Origin of the sequence: Paracoccus broussonetiae (assembly GCF_031854425.1) — a bacterium.
Taxonomy (GTDB): Bacteria; Pseudomonadota; Alphaproteobacteria; order Rhodobacterales; family Rhodobacteraceae; genus Paracoccus; species Paracoccus broussonetiae.
On the sequence record NZ_JAVRQI010000002.1, the window covers coordinates 214,264 to 230,552 of the forward strand.

The following is a 16,289-nucleotide window of genomic DNA, read 5'->3' on the forward strand; positions in this document are numbered from 1 at the left end:
CCGCGTGTGCGACACGGGGCTACCTTGCGTGCTCTCCAGTGCGATCAAAGCGCGAAGGCAGAGCCCTCAAACGCGAACCGGATCATTCCGGCGATCAATGATGTGTGTGTTCAAGTATATAGCCTCAAGATCTGGTGTCCACCCGCCGGGACGGATTCCCGCCCAAAAGGGAAAACAGCCATCAACTTCAGACTGAAAGGGACGCCTTGATGCAGTCGCGCAGCGCCGCGGCGACCACGGGATTCAGGACAAGATCGAGGGATAGACCCCGGTCATCGACAAGGCGAAACCGGACGTGGTCCGGCCCGATCTCGGTCACGCTGAACGACACCGGAGACAGTTCGCGGACCGCAACGGACGCGCCTTCGTCGCGTGGAACGCCAAGCAGCATCCGCCGCTTGGCCAGGGCCAGTTCGCTGTCGGTCATATCGCATCCGCTGCCATCGTCCTGAGCCGCATCTTGCCCGCATCACGCGTTTCCGCATCCGGAAATTTGTAAGGAATTGTTTCCCGGCCCTCGCCGGAAACACTCGCTTACAAATCGGCCTGCGGGGAAACACTTCCTTACCCTGCGGACCGCCCCCTGAAACGCGCGGACCCTATCTGGGCTTCAGTGGCGCCGCCAAGCGGACACCTCTCGAACGGAAGTCTGGAAGGAAGGAATGATGCGCAGATACGCGACCCTTGCGCTGGTCGTCGCCGTCCTGCTGGTCGGGGGCATCGCACTGCGGTCGGCGGGCCTGACCCCCGGCAACGCCGCGACAGCGACCTATCTGACGGCCCCCGTGTTGCGCGGAGATGTCGAGGTCACGGTCATGGCCGAAGGCCAATTGAAGCCGGAAAAACTTGTCGCGGTCGGGGCGCAGGTCTCGGGGCGGATCACCTCTCTTGCGGTCACGCTGGGTCAGCAGGTGAAGGCGGGCGACCTGATTGCCGAGATCGACTCGGTCACGCAGGAAAATGCCCTGCGCACCGCTCAGGCGACGTTGGCGAATTATCAGGCGCAGAAGGACCAGCAGCAGGCGGTTCTGGCGCTGGCCGAAAAGACTTTGGCGCGGCAGGACAAGCTTTTGAAAAGCAACACGACCGCCCACAGCGACTACGACAGCGCCGAAGAGGCCGTCAGCGTCGCGACAGCCCAGATCGCCGGTCTTGACGCACAGATCGCGGGGGCGCAGGTCGCGATCGAGACCGCGCAGGCGAACCTGGGATATACCCGCATCACCGCGCCCAGCGATGGCACGGTGCTGGCGGTCGTGAACCAGGCGGGCCAGACGGTGAACGCGGTCCAGTCCTCGCCCACCATCGTCGTGCTGGGGCAGCTGGACCGGATGAATGTCCACGCCGAAATCTCGGAAGCCGATATCAGCCGCGTCGCCGTCGGGCAGAAGGTGCGCTTTCATCTGCTTGGAGATACCGGGCGCAGCTATGATTCCGTTCTGCAAGAGATCGCGCCCGCACCCGAAAGCATCGTGAACGACAGCGCCATCGACCCTGACAGCGCCTCGTCCTCCAGCAGCGAGGCGGTCTATTACACCGGCATCATTCCGGTCGAGAACCCGGACGGTGCGCTGCGCACCTATATGACGGCGCAGGTCAGCATCATTCTGGGCGAGGCCAGGGACACGCTGACCATCCCGTCCGCCGCGCTGGGAACGCCCTCCCAGGACGGACGCTATCCGGTCCGCGTCCTGGCCTCGGACGGCAAGGTCGAGACTCGCGAGATCGGGATCGGGCTGAACGACAAGGTCGTGGCACAGGTGGTGGAGGGGTTGGACGAGGGCGAGCAGGTCGTGACCGGAGAAGCCACGCAGGCCTCGGCCACGACCGGGAACACGGGCGGCATGATGGGCCCGCCCCCGCTGGGAGGCTAGGACATGACCCCCTTGATCCGCCTTCAGGGCATCACCCGCAGCTATCCGTCCGGCGAAGGCGAATTGCAGGTGCTGCATGGCATCGATCTGGACATCGCGCAGGGCGAATTCGTCGCCATCATCGGCGCTTCCGGGTCCGGCAAATCGACGCTGATGAACGTCCTGGGTTGTCTGGACCGACCCAGCACCGGCAACTACCTGCTGGACGGGCGCGAGATCGCCGAACTGGGCAGCGCCGACCTGGCCGCCCTTCGGCGCGAATTCTTCGGCTTCGTGTTCCAGCGATACCATCTGCTGTCCGAAATGACGGCCCTGGGGAATGTCGAGGTGCCGGCCATCTATCGCGGCACGCCCGCCGCGACCCGGCGGGACCGGGCGGCGGCCCTTCTGGGGCGGCTTGGCATGGGCAGCCGGCTGGACCATCGCCCCGGACAGCTTTCGGGCGGGCAGCAGCAGCGGGTATCCATCGCGCGGGCGCTGGTCAACGATGCACGCGTGATCCTGGCCGATGAGCCGACCGGCGCGTTGGACAGCCACAGCGGCGAGGAAGTGCTCTCGATCCTCGAGGAGCTGAACGCCGAGGGACGCACCGTCATCATCGTCACGCACGATTCCAAGGTCGCGGCGCGCGCAAGGCGAGTGATCGAGATCGCCGACGGACGCATCCTGTCGGACCGGTCGACCCCCGGCCATACTCCGGCGGCCAAGATGACGCCGGATGCCGGAAAAGGCACGGTGCCCGTGCTGGGGCAATTGGCCGAGGCGCTGCGCATGGCCCTGCTGGCGATGCGTGCGCACAAGCTGCGCAGCTTCCTGACCATGCTGGGCATCATCATCGGCATCGCCTCGGTCGTGTCGGTGGTGGCACTGGGCGAAGGTTCGCGTCAGCAGGTGCTGCGCAATATCTCGGACCTGGGCACGAACACGCTGCAGGTCTTTCCCGGCGAAAGCTTCGGGGACACGCGCTCGGGCCGGGTCACGACGCTGGTGCTTGAGGACGGAACACAGCTTGCTCGGCAATCCTATGTCGCCTCGGTCAGCCCGACCGTCAGCAGTTCGCAGACCCTGCGTTACGGCGCGACCGAAGCGACCGCCCAGATCAGCGGCGTGGGCGAGCAGTATTTCGACGTCGCGGGCATTACCCTGACGCAGGGACGCAGTTTCGACGCGGCGGATGTTGCCCGCATGAGCCAGGACGTCGTCATCGATCAGAACACCCGCCAGAGCCTGTTTCCCGACGAAGACCCGATGGGCAAGGTGGTAATGGCGGGCAAAGTGCCGCTACGGGTGGTCGGCGTCGCCAAGGCCAGCCAGCGCGGTCCGGGCGGAAGCACCAGCCTGACGATCTATGCCCCCTACAGTACCGTTCAGGCCCGCTATATTGGTTCGACCAGTGTCAGCGGGTTGACACTGCGGATCGCTGATGACGTGGACATGGCCCTTGCCCAGCAATCCGTCACCGAATTCCTGACGCTTCGCCACGGCAGCAAGGACTTCTTCATCATCAACAACGACCAGATCCGCGCCACCATCACCAGCACGACCGAGACCATGACCATCCTGATCGCGGCAATCGCCGTGATCTCTCTTCTGGTCGGGGGGATCGGGGTCATGAACATCATGCTGGTCTCGGTCACCGAGCGGATTTCCGAAATCGGCCTGCGCATGGCCGTGGGTGCCAGACGGTCGGATATCCGTGCGCAATTCCTGATCGAGGCGGTGCTGGTCTGCCTGATCGGCGGAGTTGCGGGCGTCATGGCCGCGCTTGGCTTCGGTCTGATCTTCGAACAGGTCGGAAGCAGTTTCCAGCCGGTCTATTCCGCTGCCTCGATCATCGCGGCCATGGCCAGTTCCTGCGGCATCGGGCTGGTCTTCGGCTATCTTCCTGCGGTGAACGCCTCGCGCCTTGATCCGGTCGCGGCCCTGTCCGTGGGTTGAACGAAAACGGCGGCCGGGATGACCGGCCGCCGCAATTCGTCCAAGGGTACCGCGTTCAGCGCAGGCGAGAGGTCGGGCCGATCACATCGACAATTCGCTTGTCCTTCTTGTCGACCAGAACCAACTGATCACGGATCACGCGATACTCGGTGCCATGCGGGGCCTTGCGCAGCGTGCTGTGACGGCCGGGCTTGTAGATCTCGCCACCGCGACCACTGTCGCCGACGCGCAGATGATGCTGGTCGCGACCGGGTTCGAAGATCCGGCGATCCGGGCCACGATCGGCACGGCGCTCGGGCTCGCCCGGCCGCGGGTGGTGCCGACCGTCATCGCGCCCTTCGCGGACACCGGCGGGCGGCAGACGGCGGTCGTCACCGGGCCGGGCATGGCCGTCCCGGCGGTCGCCCTGCGGAGCGGGCTTCTGGTCCTTGTGTTTCTTCTGGTCGTTGCGACCGGGCTCGCGGTGCGGAGCTTCGGGGCATTTCTTCTTGTCTTGGTGGCAGACCGGGGTCGGGGCGCCGGGGCGTTGGTCGGCCTGCGCGAACTGGGTTCCCCCCAGCGTGGTGGCCGCAATGGCAGTCATCATCAGAAAGCGACGCATCACATGTTCCTTGCTTTTCTGCTCGTTCGTCACCGGGGCAGAATGCCCCCGGTTCCGCTTGACGCTAGGGGCTTGCGTTGTCGGGAATAGGTCCCGCGCGTGACGAAACATCTCTGGTGGCGACCGAATTGTTTCCGCGTGTTTCCGCCCCCCAGACAGCAATGTTTCGTCACAAATTTGGCGCAGCGCGTGGAGTGAAAAGCAGCTAGAAGATTCCCGCAGCCCAAGGTGATGACGATGAAGCATATCCTGATCGTCGATGACGACCCCGAGATCCGCAGCCTTTTGCGCCGCTATCTTGAGGGGCAGGGATTCCGCGTCTCAGCCGCCGCGGATCGACGCGAATGCGAGGCGCGGATTGCGGATTCCCGGCCCGACCTGATCGTTCTGGACGTGATGCTGCCCGACGGGTCGGGGCTGGACATCTGCCGCAGCCTGCATGAACACCGCCCCGAATTGCGGATCATCCTGCTGACCGCGTTGAAAGAGGATGTCGACCGCATCGTCGGGCTTGAACTGGGGGCGGACGACTATCTTGGCAAGCCCTTCAACCCACGCGAACTGGTCGCCCGGATCAAGGCCGTCCTGCGCCGCGCAGGCCCGGACGACAGCCCCGCGCCCGAGGTTCGCACCTATGCCTTTGCCGGTTTCGACGTCGATCCCGGCCAGCGCCGCGTGCTGGCAGCCGACGGGACCGAGATCGAGCTGACCGGCGCGGAATTCGACCTGCTGCATGTCTTTCTTGAACGTCCGGGCCGGTTGCTGTCGCGTGACCAGCTTCTGGACCTGACGCAGGGCCGCGACCGCGATCCGATGGACCGCTCGATCGACGTGCTGATGAGCCGACTGCGTCGCAAGCTGGCCGAGAAAGAGCCGGGCGCGATCTTCAGGACCGTGCGCAACGGCGGCTATCAGCTGGCCGTGCCGGTCAGCGTCGGAACAGGCGCTGCGTGAAGGGCAAACCCATGAAGTTCGGCATGAAATCGATGGAGACCCGGATCGCGGTCCTGCTGGTCCTTGCCATCTTCTCGGTCGTGATCCTTGCGACGTTCACCGCGACGCGGGTGATGCAGCCCCCTTCGCCGCAGGCGACGATGGAGCCGGTGGCGCGCCAGATCCACATGACCCTGACACTTCTGGGCCACGGCAGCGACCGGCAGCCTGCGCCAAGGCTGCAGCCCGATCCGGCCGGGGGCGTGACCGATATCCGCATGACACGGTTCCTGCGGCATGCGCTGGAACGGACCGGAGCGCCGCTGGAGGTCATCGTCTCTCGCGTCGCGGGCGAAGCTGCGCTGACTGCCTCGGTCCCGGTCGGAGATCAGGGCTGGGTGCTTTTGCAGATCCCCGATCTCAGCCCGCCACCCGGCCGCTGGAAGGTGCTGGCCGTCTGGCTGTCGCTGATGGGCCTTGGCAGCGCCGCGATCTCGATCCATTCGGCGCGGCGGCTGACCCGGCCCCTGCAGTTGATCGAAAATGCCGTGGACCAGATCGGACCGGACGGGACCATGCAACCCATCCCCGAAACCGGTCCAGAAGAGGTCCGCGCCGCCGCACGCGCCCTGAACCGCCTTTCGCGGCAGCTTGGCCAGTCGATGGAAAGCCGGATGCGTCTGGTCGCGGCGGCCGGTCACGACCTGCGCACGCCCATGACCCGGATGCGGCTGCGCGCCGAGTTCATCGAGGATGACGATGAACGGCAGAAATGGCTTTCCGATCTTGAAGAGCTGAATGCGATTGCCGACAGCGCCATCCGCCTTGTCCGCGAGGAAGTCGGCGCGAATGACGCCGAGCCGCTGCGCCTTGACCGCATCCTGACCGAGATCGCGGACGAATTGCGCCTGCTTGGCCAGAAGGTCGAATTGGACGCCCCGCCGCCGGTTGAGGTCAATGCCGGTCCCATCGCCCTGAAACGGGCCCTGCGCAACCTGATCACAAACGCCGCCACCCACGGACGCGGGGCGCAGGTTCAACTGCGCCCAGAAGGCGGGGCCGCGATCATCCGTATTCTGGACGAGGGGCCGGGCGTTCCCCCGGACCTGATCTCGCAGGTGTTCGAGCCGTTCTTCCGGGTCGACCAGGCCCGGCGCAAGTCTGTCCCCGGCGCAGGGTTGGGACTGGCCATCGCACGCGAGATCATCGAGCGCTATCAGGGCACGATCACCATTGCCAATCGCGCCTCGGGCGGGCTGGAGCAGGTCTGCACCCTGCCCTGCAAGGCCTAGTACATCACGCGTTCAGTGCAGCACCTGCCAGGTCTGGCCCGAAAAATCGCCCGTCGGCAGCAGGATGGCTGTCGGTACGTCAGAATAGGTGTCAAGCGACCGCCCCTCGCCCAGCGTGGCGTTGGAAAGGCGGAAAAACCCGGCGAAACGCGACGGATAGCAGCGCCAAAGCTGCGACATGCGCGGCACCCCACCCCCGTCCCTCAGGCGTAGGGGAAAAGGCAGCCGCGGGCAGGTTCGCGACCTCCAGAACCTTGCCGCCGGATGCTGCGTTCGCAATTGTCCAGTAACCGTTCTCCTGTCGGTGCAAGGTCCAGCACGATCGGTCCCTGTCGCCTTCCGGCTGCGCCACAACAGTCTTGTCCCCCTGCAAGGTCAGCGCATTTTCAGGCTGAAAGCGGTTACGCAACTGGATTGACCCGGATTCGGCTACCTTGCAGGCGTCGTACAGATAGCTGCCGCTGGCCAGTGCCTCGAATTCCTGGGCAGGCAGGAAATTCGCGCCCAGTCCCTGCGCTTCGGCCGTGACCAGCCGAAAGGACGCACCGGCCAAAGCCAGCCCCTCGATCGTCGCTTCATCCAGCGCGGGACCGGCGGGCAGCGATTTGCGCGCAAACTCCAGATCCGCTTGCAGCGCGTGCCAGCGCCCCCGAAGGCTGTCGAGCGCGACCGACACCGCCGCTGGATCCGGGCCGATATCGGCAAAGTCGATGGGCCGGAACCCGGCGCGAGCATAATGCCCCGAGGTCGCACTGAGCACATCGGCATATTGCATCAGTCGCGGCCCGACCCCCGACGCCTGCCCGATAAGCTGGTCCAGCCGCAGGGTGATGCCCCGCAATTCGGCGGTCCATTCCTGCTCATCCAGCGGGGCACCCCCAAGTGCGGCGCGATCAATGGCTTCGCAAAGCTGATTCAGGCGGTTTGAAATCGAGGCATCGCGCTGGATGTCCTGCGTAAGCGCCTGCATCGCGCGGTAATCGGCGGGCCAATTGGCCGCGCCCCCGCGCAATTCCGCAAAATGCGGGATCGTCCGAAAACGTGAGATCAGTTCCATCCTGACATCGCGCGAATCGTAATCGCGACCCAGCAGGAAGCTGAACCGGGCATTGTCCCGCCAGACCGAGGCCGGCACCGGCTCGACCGGCGTGGGTGCGATCATGCCACGGTCGCAAGCAGACGCGGTGATCGCCCCCGTCAGCAACGCCACGAAAGCGGCGACAAGAACCCTCATGCCAGGGCTTTCCCGACAAGCCGCAGGCGCAGCGCCTCAGGCACCGGGATCGCATTGGGGCGGTAAAGCGTCACAGACCATTCGGCAAAGGGCGTGGGCAGGACGGAATCCGCCGCCCCGGTCCATGACAGCCGGGGTTGGTTGCCTTGGTATTCAAAGCTGATCCGGCGGCTTTCACCTGTGAATTGTGGCCGATCGGCCGGACCCCGATCCTCGAACGTGGTCGATGAGATGATGTCGATCCCGACCATGTCGCTCAGCTCGGGGCGGGTTTCGGCCCAGACTTCCAACCCTGTCAGGCGAAGTCTCTTCAGCTTGCTCAGGTCAGGGTGATCGGGTTGCACCCTGATCGAAACCAGCCTGCCATTCGCGAAATCCTTCAGGACTTCGGGATCGTTGATGATGATGTCGCGGGTGAAATCCATGGCCTTTCCGCGCAGACCCGAGGTCGCCTCAACATCGCCGGTGAAATCTGAATAGATCGCCTCAAGATCGGCGGCACGATGTGGCAAGGCGGGCAATGTCGCGGGCGGGGTATAGGTTTCGTAATACTGCGCCCCCCGAAGCCCGTAGCAGGCACAGAAGAAGCTGCGCGCGGCTTCGTCCTGACGAACGTCGATTTCGGACCGGATCCGCGCGGCCAGCGCTTCGCGATCGGTCAGTTCGGTGGCAAGGCGGGCATAGGCGGCCGTCTTTTCGGCCTGTGCCAGCTTCTGCAACGTCATGGCCCCCAGGGCCCGCAGCGCAGCATCCTTGCGGGCCTGCTGCTCGGCCATCAGGCGGCCATAGATCGCAACCTTCTGGATCGCGGTCTTGTAATCGACGGCCGCCTTTTTGATTGACCCCGCCGTGTCGGGATCGTTGATGACAACGTCAAGCGCGTTCACGGCCGTTGCCTCAAGCGAATCCCACGCCGCCCGCGCCTCCAACGGCGAGGGAGAGCTTGCCAGCCGGCGCGTGGCCTCGCCCAGCTCACTTGCGAAATCGGCCTGCTCATCCCCGGGCTTGCCGCTTTTCAGGATGGCGCTGGCCGCCTTCTTGATCTGCACCGCGGATTCCGCCAACGCCTTGATGCTGTCCTTGTGATCCTTGATGTTGTTGAAGGCGAATGTGAACGGCAAGGCATAAAGCCGCAGGATGTTCTTCAGTTCGTTAGGGGCGGACGTGCCCCCCGGCAGGACCTGCCGGGTATTCTTCATTGCGTCAAACAGCCCCTGGACGCCCTGGATATCCTTCTTGGCCGAGGCCGTCGGATCGGCAGGGACACCCATGCAGATGGCGGCGATGCTGACGCCCAGCGTGACCAGTCCGATCGCAAGCTGGAACGAGGCATCGACGATCTTGTCGATCTGGTCATGGGCCTGTGCCCGCTCCAGGTAGATCTCGTCAAGTTCCTGCTCAAGCTGGCGCTCCTTCAGCGCGCGCGCCGCACGCTCCAGCGCCTCCTGGATGCTGTCTATCTCGGCTTGCAGCGCCTCCATGCTGTTGACGATCAGCTTGCTTTCGGCATCGTCACGGCCAAGGTTCGCCTTGACGAACAGCTTCGCGATCTGGCCCGTATCGTTGGACTGGTCCAGAAAATGGGCATCCAGCTCAATCGCCTTGGCCAGATCCTTGCGCGCCCGCGCCAGCGAAAGATAAGTGGCGGCGGTCAGCGGCGGGATTGGACGCACCAGCTTTCCTGCAGTGTAACTGGGCATGATGGCGCGCAGCGTATCCGCGAGCCGGGCAATCTGCGCCAGGTCTGATTGCAACCCGGACCACGAGGCGATCCAGCGCAGCATCGAATGGCACAGCGTCAGCACCTCGGGATCCTCGTCCCCGGTGGCAAGCAGCCCCGCCACCAGGTGGAACGTCGCCGCAAGCGTGCTGTGCAACGCCTCTCCCCGAGCCAGAAGCCCCGGAGGCACGTTGGTTTCCCCGATCGCCGGTCCGGTATCGCGCCAGACAAAATTGGTGAATTTCGGCACATCCTGCTTTTCGGAAAGCTTTTGCAGGTCGTAGTTGGGATGTTTCCCCGCGCGGGCAGAGGCGATGGCCAGAGGACCCGCCAGTTCCGCGGTCAGCACACGCAATGCCGCCAGCGGATTATCCCCCGAATGATCAAGATATACCTGCGCTGTATCATCGACCACGATGCGGCGCGCGATGATGGTGACACGCAGCAGTGGGGCCTGGATGCGCGTCACCGATTTTCCCGGCACGTGCAATGTGTCGGCATATATGTCCAGCGACCGCGCCTTGGCCTCTTGCGCCTTGGCGATCGCCTGGGGCAGATCGACGACCAGAGCAGCAAGAACCTCGGCCCGGCCGGGGCCCGCCGAGATGTCCACCAAGGGCTGCGCCGGGATCTGTCCCCGTTCGACAGCGCCATTCACCAATTGCTGAAGCTCGGCAACCGACATCCTGCATCCTTTCCTGACCAGAATGAACCGGTCGGTTCAGGACCGACCGGCCCGCAAGCCAATTGCCAGCGTTACGCGGCCTTGGTTTTGACTTTATTCAAGAGATCTTCGACGCTTGTCGCGACCTCGGGTTGCGCGAAGGACCGGAAACGGTCCGCCCTTGCCCCGATCTCTTTCCAGCTGCGACTTGCCGTGGCCAGCGTTGCGACAAGATTGTTCCAGTCGCTACCTTCAAGCTGGCTGACGCCATCCACGTTCAGCGAACCGGCAATCTTGTTCAGGTCTGCGCCGATTGCCCGCCACGCGCGGCCCAGCGTATCAATCTTGGGCAAGATCTCGCGGATGGACTTGGCGGTGGCCTCAACCAGCGTCCTGCCGTTGGTGTAATAGGTCATGAATCGCGATGCGACATCCAACCTGCCCTGCAGCAATTTGCCTTCCTTGACCTTGGATTCGATCTCGGCGCGGACATGGGCAAGATCGATTCCCACCCCGACATCGACTCCTGCAAGGATGAATGGCCCAAAAAACGGGATAAGAAGATAGGCCGGGGACGAGGACAGCACGATCACCTCGTCGCTTTCCTTCTTGCGCAGGGTCTTCAGTTCACTATTCAGTGTCTCGATCTTGGCCTTGAATGTGGTGACGTCAGAGCTTTCCTCGCCATATTTCTTTTCGAAGGCCTTCGCATCGCCATCGAACTCTGTCGAGCAGTCGTTCAGGCGCTTGTAATAACTGTTGTTGCCACCGCCGGGTATCACCGATCGCCTTGTAAAGCTCTTCTGCGTTCTTCGCATAGCCATCGGCTTCGCCAGCCAGACCGACCAGAAGTTCCTTGATCCGGACCTTGATCTTTTGCGACATGTCGTCGTCAGCGCCGGCCTTCCACAGCTTGATAGGCTCATCAAGCTTCTTCTGGGTATCTGCCGGCGTATCGAATCCCAGATCGTAATAATCGATCAGCTGCGCCAGGCGGTCATAGATGGTGACCGCTTTCAATTCGTAATGCTTGATGTTGTCCGCAAGGCCAAGGATCTTGTCGACCGTCGTGGTCAGGAAATCCTTGCCAATCCCCTCAAGCGCACTGATATCCTTGATTGCCTTCGCGATCTCGGCAGTTACCGTATCTTGCGACTGCATTCCAAGCCGCAGGCGCATCGTGCTTTCGGTGCTGGGACTGTCATATGCGGCAACCCAGAAAAAGACCATCAGGTTGATCCAGTCCTCGGTGGCGAACAATGCCACCCCGTCATTCAGCCCCTTTTTGTCCTTGAAAGGATTGTCATCACCCACGGGGTTCTCACCATAAATATGTGAAATTAATTAACTGGTGATTCTGGCGACCGTGATACAAAATCCTGCGTTGAAAAATGGCTCCTTCTTCGCCGAAAGGTAGCGCACCCAAAACAAGCCATCGCAAAGTTATTCTTAATTTTTCATTAACAAGGACAGCGCAGAACCCCGAGTTGTCTTTTGGAGTTTTTTGCATCCTGCTTTCAATATGGATAAAGGCTGGCTTCCGTATTGGAAACCAGCCTTTCCATTTTCGTTCGGGCTCGTTTTCAACGGCTTTCGCCGCTTGTCGAACGCGAGAGACCGCCGTCAGGCCGGAACAAGCTGCGCCTGGATGATCGCCTCAAGCTCGGCACGCTCGGTCGGGGACAGGTGCGGGACGCCGGGCAGCCGCACGGATCCGACGTCATGGCCCAGGATCGAAAGCGCCTCCTTGACCACGGTGACGTTCGAGCCGTTGCGGTAATGAGTGCGCAATTCCTCGAACCCGGCGAAGCGATCGATCAGGGCGCGCGCAGCCGCGAAGTCATTGCGACCCAGCGCCGCGTGGACCGCAAGCGAGGCCTCGGGGAAGACGTTCACGAAGCCCGATGTGAAGCCCTGTGCACCGATGGCATAGAAGGCTGGTGCCCAGGCTTCGGCCAGACCGCAGACCCAGATTGTCGGCAGGTCACGGGTCGAGCGGATCACATCCGCCAGCAGCATAAGGGTGGTGGATGCGAACTTGACGCCCGCGATATTTTCGTGCTCGCCCAGCCGCCGGAAGTCCGCGACCGAAAAGGTGTCCGTCCGGACATAGGCGATTACCGGCACGGTCGAGGCGTCAGCCAGGGACAGGAAGTAATCTGCCTGCGCAGTGGGACCGGCGAAGGGATCCATCGGATGATGGCTCATGATCGCGCCGCAGCCAGCGGCGATAGCATCGCGGGCCAGCGCCTTGGCCTCGACCAGCGAACGGCCGACTGCCGCACTGATCAGGGTCTTGCCCGCCGCCGCCTCGGCCGTAACGGCATGGACGCGCCGGATCTCGTCCAGCGACAGCGAGAAGAACTCGCCGGTATTCCCCGCTGCCATCAGGTTGTGGATCCCCGCATCCGCCAGTCGCGAAATCAGCTTCGCCAGCAGAGCCTCGTTGATCTCGCCATCCGCCCCATAAGGCGTCACGGGCACGCCAGAGATCCCGGTCAGGGCGCGGCGGATCGAGTGCATGTCCTTCGTCACAATGTCAGTCCTTCTTCTTCCTGAATACGAGATCGAGGTAACTTTCGCCCGCGCGCAGCACATGGGCCTTCATCGCCGCCTCGGCGGCTTCGGCATCGCGCGCGATGATCGCCCGGCCGATCTCGGAATGCTCGGCCAGCGCGCGTTCCCGTTCGGCGGGGTTCGAGTGGATGACGCGCCTTGCGTCGGAATCGTAGACGTCCTGCCGGTCGTTCAACTGTCGCAGGTAGTTGGCCCGTGCGATCGACCGGATATGCCCGTGGAACAGCTCGTTCAGGCGGACCAACTCTTCGGCGCCCTCGCTTGCGGTGGCGCTGCGCATGTCGGACAGGATCTGCTCCAGCACCGGCTGCTCATCCTGCGAGATGCGCTGCGCGGCAAGGCGGGCGATGGTGGATTCAATGGCTGCACGGGCCAGGATCATCTCTTCTGCCCAGGCATAGTCAAAATTGACGATGACCCCGCTGCGCGGCTTGGTCTTGACCAGCCCATCGGCCTCAAGAAGGCGCAATGCCTCTTTGACCGGGGTGGTGCTGACGCCCAGTTGCTCGGCGATGGCGCGTTCGTTCAACCGCGCGCCGGGCTCGAATCCTCCTGAAAGGATCGCGTGCCGCAGGGCGCGGTGCACATGTTCGCGCAGGCCTGCCAAGGCATGGGAATCCAGTGGCGCGAGGGTGGCTGCCGGGGGCCCCATGGAATTTCTCCTGTTGACGAAAGATGCTCGATATGAAATGTGATATATCACATCTCAGGGGCTGTCGACTCAAAAGCACTCGGCAGAACGGATGAGGGAGGAAAAACAAATGCTAAGACGTCAGTTTCTGGCGAGCGCCGCGATTGCGGCGGTGGCCTCGGCTGCGCCTGTCAAGTTCGCACTGGCAGCCACCCCGGAAGATCAGTTCGTCATCGCGACCAACATGACGACCATGCGCGGCGTCGACCCGCATGAAGCGAACCAGATCGAATCCTGCGAAATTCTCGCCAACCTCTATGACCGCCTCGTCTATTTCGAGCCCGACAACCTGGCCGAGCCGAAGCCCCAGATTGCCACCTCGTGGGAGGTTTCGGCCGACGGAAAGACCTTCACCTTCAAGATCCGCGACGGCGTGCAGTTCCACTCGGGGAACCCGTTGACCGCCAAGGATGCGGAATGGTCGCTGCACCGATTGGTCAAGCTGGGCCTGTCGCCCGCAATCGACCTGCGGCAATGGGGCTTTGATGAAACCAATGTCGAGACGCTGATCCGCGCCACCGATCCGCAGACGCTGCTGATCGAGACACCCGAGGTCTGGAACCACAGCCTGATCCTTGCATCGCTTGCCAGTTCCGGATGTTCGATCGTCGACCGCGAACTTGCGCTCAGCAAGGAACAGAACGGCGACATGGGCCGCAACTTCATGCAGGCCGCGGATGCGGGCTCCGGCCCCTTCTCGCTGCGCAGCTTCCGCCCGAACGACCTGCTGATGGCAGATGCATTCAAGGACTACTGGAACGGCACCCCGGCCATGCGTCGGGTCATCATGCGGCACATGCCGGAATCTTCGGTCCAGCGACTTCAGCTTGAAGCGGGCGACGTGGACGTCGCGACGCGCCTGTCCTCGACCGATCTGGCAAAATTCGAAAGCGCGGGCAACGTCGCGATCCAGAAGGTGCCGGGCTTCGGCTTCTATTACATCGCGTTGAACCAGAAGGACGACATCCTGTCGCGTCCCCAGGTGCGCGAGGCCTTCCGCTATCTGATCGATTATGACGGACTGTCGAAATCCATCATGCGCTATTACGGCGTGATGCGTCAGACCATCATTCCCACCGGTCTTCCGGGGGTCGTCGACGAGGCACCCTATAAGCTTGATGTCGAGAAGGCCAAGGCCCTGCTGGCCGAGGCTGGGCTGGCGGACGGCTTTGCCAAGACCTGCTATCTGCCTTCGGGCACGCCCTATCTCGAATTCGCGCAATCGCTGCAGGCGAATGCCGCGAAAGCGGGGATCAAGCTCGACCTGCAGGTCGGCGACTATCTTGGCAAGTTCCGCGAGCGGACAACGGACATCTATTTCGCCCGCAGCGGCGAGCGTCTGCCCGACCCGCATTCGATCCTGCAATCCTATGCGTCGAATTCGGACAACAGCGATGACGCCCCGCTCAGCGGGCTTCTGGCCTGGCGCTCGGCCTGGGACGTGCCCAAGGACATGCAGGACCAGGTTCTGGCCGCCGCGCGCGAAACCGACGCCACCCGGCGGGCCGAGATCTACAGCGGATTGAACAAGGAATACCTGCATTGCTCGCCCGCGCTGGTGACGTCGTTCGAGCGGATCGACGTCAAGGCCGTCGGCAAGCGCGTCAGCGGCTATACCGGCCACCCGACATGGGTGACGCGCTGGGACACCGTGACCAAGGCCTGAACCGGCAGACCGGGAGATCGAAGTGAGTGATATCGACCTGTCCGAGATCGAGGAAGAGACCGGGGACGAGAGCAAATTCCAAGGCCTGCTTGATGCGGGCCGCAAGGTCCTGACCTCGCTTGCCGTGATCGTGACCACCCTGTTCGGTCTTCTGGTCCTGACCTTTGTGATTGGCCGGATGGTTCCGGCCGATCCGGTCCTTGCGATCCTGGGCGACACGTTCGACCAGGCCGCCTATGACCGCGTCTATCAGGAGCTGGGACTGAACCACCCGCTCTACGTCCAGTTCTTCGACTATGTCTGGAGCGTGCTGCACCTGGATTTCGGGCAGTCCAACGTGACCAAGAATCTTGTCGTCGATGATTTGGCGCGGGTCTTTCCCGCCACTGTCGAGCTGGCTTTCCTGGCCATCTGCATCGGCACGGTCCTTGGCGTGCCTCTGGGCATCGTCTCGGCAGTGCGGCGCGGAACCTGGATTGACCACGTCGCACGCATCGTCGGGCTGCTGGGTCACTCGACCCCGATCTTCTGGCTGGGGACGATGGTGATCCTGATCTTCTATGCCATGCTTGGCTGGATTCCGGGCGGCGGCCGCATCGACCTGTACAATGATGGGCTGGTCGATGGACCGACCGGGCTGCTGATCCTTGACGCCGCGATGGCGCGGGAATGGGAAGTGTTCTGGTCGGCCATTCACCACATCCTGGCCCCCGCATTGCTGCTTGGCTATGCCGCGATGGCCTATCTCAGCCGGATGAGCCGCAGCTTCATGCTGGAGCAACTGGGGCAGGAATATATCCTGACCGCCCGCGCCAAGGGGCTGGCGCAACCGTCCATTGTCTGGAAGCACGCATTCCGCAACATCCGGGTGCAACTGCTGACCGTGGTGACGCTGGCGTTTTGCGGGCTGCTGGATGGGGCTGTGCTGATCGAGACGGTCTTCGGCTGGCCCGGTCTTGGCCAATACCTGACCGCTGCCCTGTTCTATGCCGACATGAATGCCGTGCTGGGCGCGGTGCTGCTGATCGGGCTGATCTCGATCGTCATCAACCTGCTTTCCGATGTCGTCTATCGACTCGTCGACCCCAGGACCCGCTGA

Annotated in this window: 14 protein-coding genes; 6 read left to right on the forward strand and 8 right to left on the reverse strand. The window is 63.1% G+C overall.

Annotation, left to right across the window (positions count from 1 at the left end):
• Positions 1–187: 187 nt before the first annotated feature.
• The gene (locus RM190_RS03580) at positions 188–427 is read right to left on the reverse strand and encodes a hypothetical protein (RefSeq protein ID WP_311758030.1); all 240 of its coding nucleotides are present in this window, start codon (positions 425–427) and stop codon (positions 188–190) included.
• Between the two features lie 238 nt (positions 428–665).
• On the opposite strand from RM190_RS03580, the gene RM190_RS03585 reads away from it, so the two are divergent.
• The gene (locus tag RM190_RS03585) at positions 666–1,874 is read left to right on the forward strand and encodes an efflux RND transporter periplasmic adaptor subunit (protein WP_311758031.1); all 1,209 of its coding nucleotides are present in this window, start codon (positions 666–668) and stop codon (positions 1,872–1,874) included.
• A 3-nt stretch (positions 1,875–1,877) separates the two neighbouring features.
• On the forward strand, positions 1,878–3,812 hold the full coding sequence (locus RM190_RS03590) for a MacB family efflux pump subunit (protein ID WP_311758032.1): 1,935 nt from the start codon (positions 1,878–1,880) through the stop codon (positions 3,810–3,812).
• Between the two features lie 55 nt (positions 3,813–3,867).
• On the opposite strand, the gene RM190_RS03595 is transcribed toward RM190_RS03590, so the two are convergent.
• A complete protein-coding gene (locus RM190_RS03595) occupies positions 3,868–4,413 on the reverse strand; it encodes a hypothetical protein (RefSeq protein WP_311758033.1) in 546 nt (181 codons plus the stop codon).
• A gap of 237 nt (positions 4,414–4,650) precedes the next feature.
• Here RM190_RS03595 and RM190_RS03600 point away from each other — a divergent pair, with 237 nt between their 5' ends.
• A complete protein-coding gene (locus tag RM190_RS03600) occupies positions 4,651–5,367 on the forward strand; it encodes a response regulator (RefSeq protein WP_311758034.1) in 717 nt (238 codons plus the stop codon).
• An 11-nt stretch (positions 5,368–5,378) separates the two neighbouring features.
• Positions 5,379–6,638: an ATP-binding protein gene (locus tag RM190_RS03605; RefSeq protein WP_311758035.1), complete on the forward strand. Its 1,260-nt coding sequence runs from the start codon at positions 5,379–5,381 to the stop codon at positions 6,636–6,638.
• A gap of 91 nt (positions 6,639–6,729) precedes the next feature.
• Here the strand turns inward: RM190_RS03605 and RM190_RS03610 are convergent, their stop codons facing one another.
• From RM190_RS03610 to RM190_RS03635, 6 genes are all read right to left on the reverse strand, one after another.
• Positions 6,730–7,872, reverse strand: a complete 1,143-nt coding sequence (locus RM190_RS03610) for a hypothetical protein (protein WP_311758036.1) — start codon at positions 7,870–7,872, stop codon at positions 6,730–6,732.
• Positions 7,869–10,277, reverse strand: a complete 2,409-nt coding sequence (locus RM190_RS03615) for a hypothetical protein (protein ID WP_311758037.1) — start codon at positions 10,275–10,277, stop codon at positions 7,869–7,871. The genes RM190_RS03610 and RM190_RS03615 overlap by 4 nt, the downstream gene beginning before the upstream one ends.
• A 71-nt stretch (positions 10,278–10,348) precedes the next feature.
• Positions 10,349–11,038 (reverse strand): hypothetical protein, encoded by a 690-nt coding sequence (locus RM190_RS03620; protein WP_311758038.1) that lies wholly within the window; start codon positions 11,036–11,038, stop codon positions 10,349–10,351.
• On the reverse strand, positions 10,926–11,570 hold the full coding sequence (locus tag RM190_RS03625) for a hypothetical protein (protein ID WP_311758039.1): 645 nt from the start codon (positions 11,568–11,570) through the stop codon (positions 10,926–10,928). The genes RM190_RS03620 and RM190_RS03625 overlap by 113 nt, the downstream gene beginning before the upstream one ends.
• A gap of 309 nt (positions 11,571–11,879) precedes the next feature.
• Positions 11,880–12,791 carry a dihydrodipicolinate synthase family protein gene (locus tag RM190_RS03630; protein ID WP_311758040.1) on the reverse strand — a complete coding sequence of 304 codons (912 nt, stop codon included), beginning with the start codon at positions 12,789–12,791 and terminating at the stop codon, positions 11,880–11,882.
• 4 nt (positions 12,792–12,795) lie between these two features.
• Positions 12,796–13,485 (reverse strand): GntR family transcriptional regulator, encoded by a 690-nt coding sequence (locus RM190_RS03635; protein ID WP_311758041.1) that lies wholly within the window; start codon positions 13,483–13,485, stop codon positions 12,796–12,798.
• Between the two features lie 109 nt (positions 13,486–13,594).
• Here RM190_RS03635 and RM190_RS03640 point away from each other — a divergent pair, with 109 nt between their 5' ends.
• Both RM190_RS03640 and RM190_RS03645 read left to right on the forward strand, forming a co-directional pair.
• On the forward strand, positions 13,595–15,190 hold the full coding sequence (locus RM190_RS03640) for an ABC transporter substrate-binding protein (RefSeq protein ID WP_311758042.1): 1,596 nt from the start codon (positions 13,595–13,597) through the stop codon (positions 15,188–15,190).
• Positions 15,191–15,212: 22 nt separating this feature from the next.
• Entirely contained in the window at positions 15,213–16,289 is a 1,077-nt protein-coding gene (locus tag RM190_RS03645) for an ABC transporter permease (protein ID WP_311758043.1), read from the forward strand.

Bases quoted from the DNA above. Each gene is read 5' to 3' on its own strand.
- RM190_RS03580 (WP_311758030.1), bottom strand. From the start codon at position 427: ATGACCGACAGCGAACTGGCCCTGGCCAAGCGGCGGATGCTGCTTGGC.
- RM190_RS03585 (WP_311758031.1), top strand. From the start codon at position 666: ATGCGCAGATACGCGACCCTTGCGCTGGTCGTCGCCGTCCTGCTGGTC.
- RM190_RS03590 (WP_311758032.1), top strand. From the start codon at position 1,878: ATGACCCCCTTGATCCGCCTTCAGGGCATCACCCGCAGCTATCCGTCC.
- RM190_RS03595 (WP_311758033.1), bottom strand. From the start codon at position 4,413: ATGCGTCGCTTTCTGATGATGACTGCCATTGCGGCCACCACGCTGGGG.
- RM190_RS03600 (WP_311758034.1), top strand. From the start codon at position 4,651: ATGAAGCATATCCTGATCGTCGATGACGACCCCGAGATCCGCAGCCTT.
- RM190_RS03605 (WP_311758035.1), top strand. From the start codon at position 5,379: ATGAAGTTCGGCATGAAATCGATGGAGACCCGGATCGCGGTCCTGCTG.
- RM190_RS03610 (WP_311758036.1), bottom strand. From the start codon at position 7,872: ATGAGGGTTCTTGTCGCCGCTTTCGTGGCGTTGCTGACGGGGGCGATC.
- RM190_RS03615 (WP_311758037.1), bottom strand. From the start codon at position 10,277: ATGTCGGTTGCCGAGCTTCAGCAATTGGTGAATGGCGCTGTCGAACGG.
- RM190_RS03635 (WP_311758041.1), bottom strand. From the start codon at position 13,485: ATGGGGCCCCCGGCAGCCACCCTCGCGCCACTGGATTCCCATGCCTTG.
- RM190_RS03640 (WP_311758042.1), top strand. From the start codon at position 13,595: ATGCTAAGACGTCAGTTTCTGGCGAGCGCCGCGATTGCGGCGGTGGCC.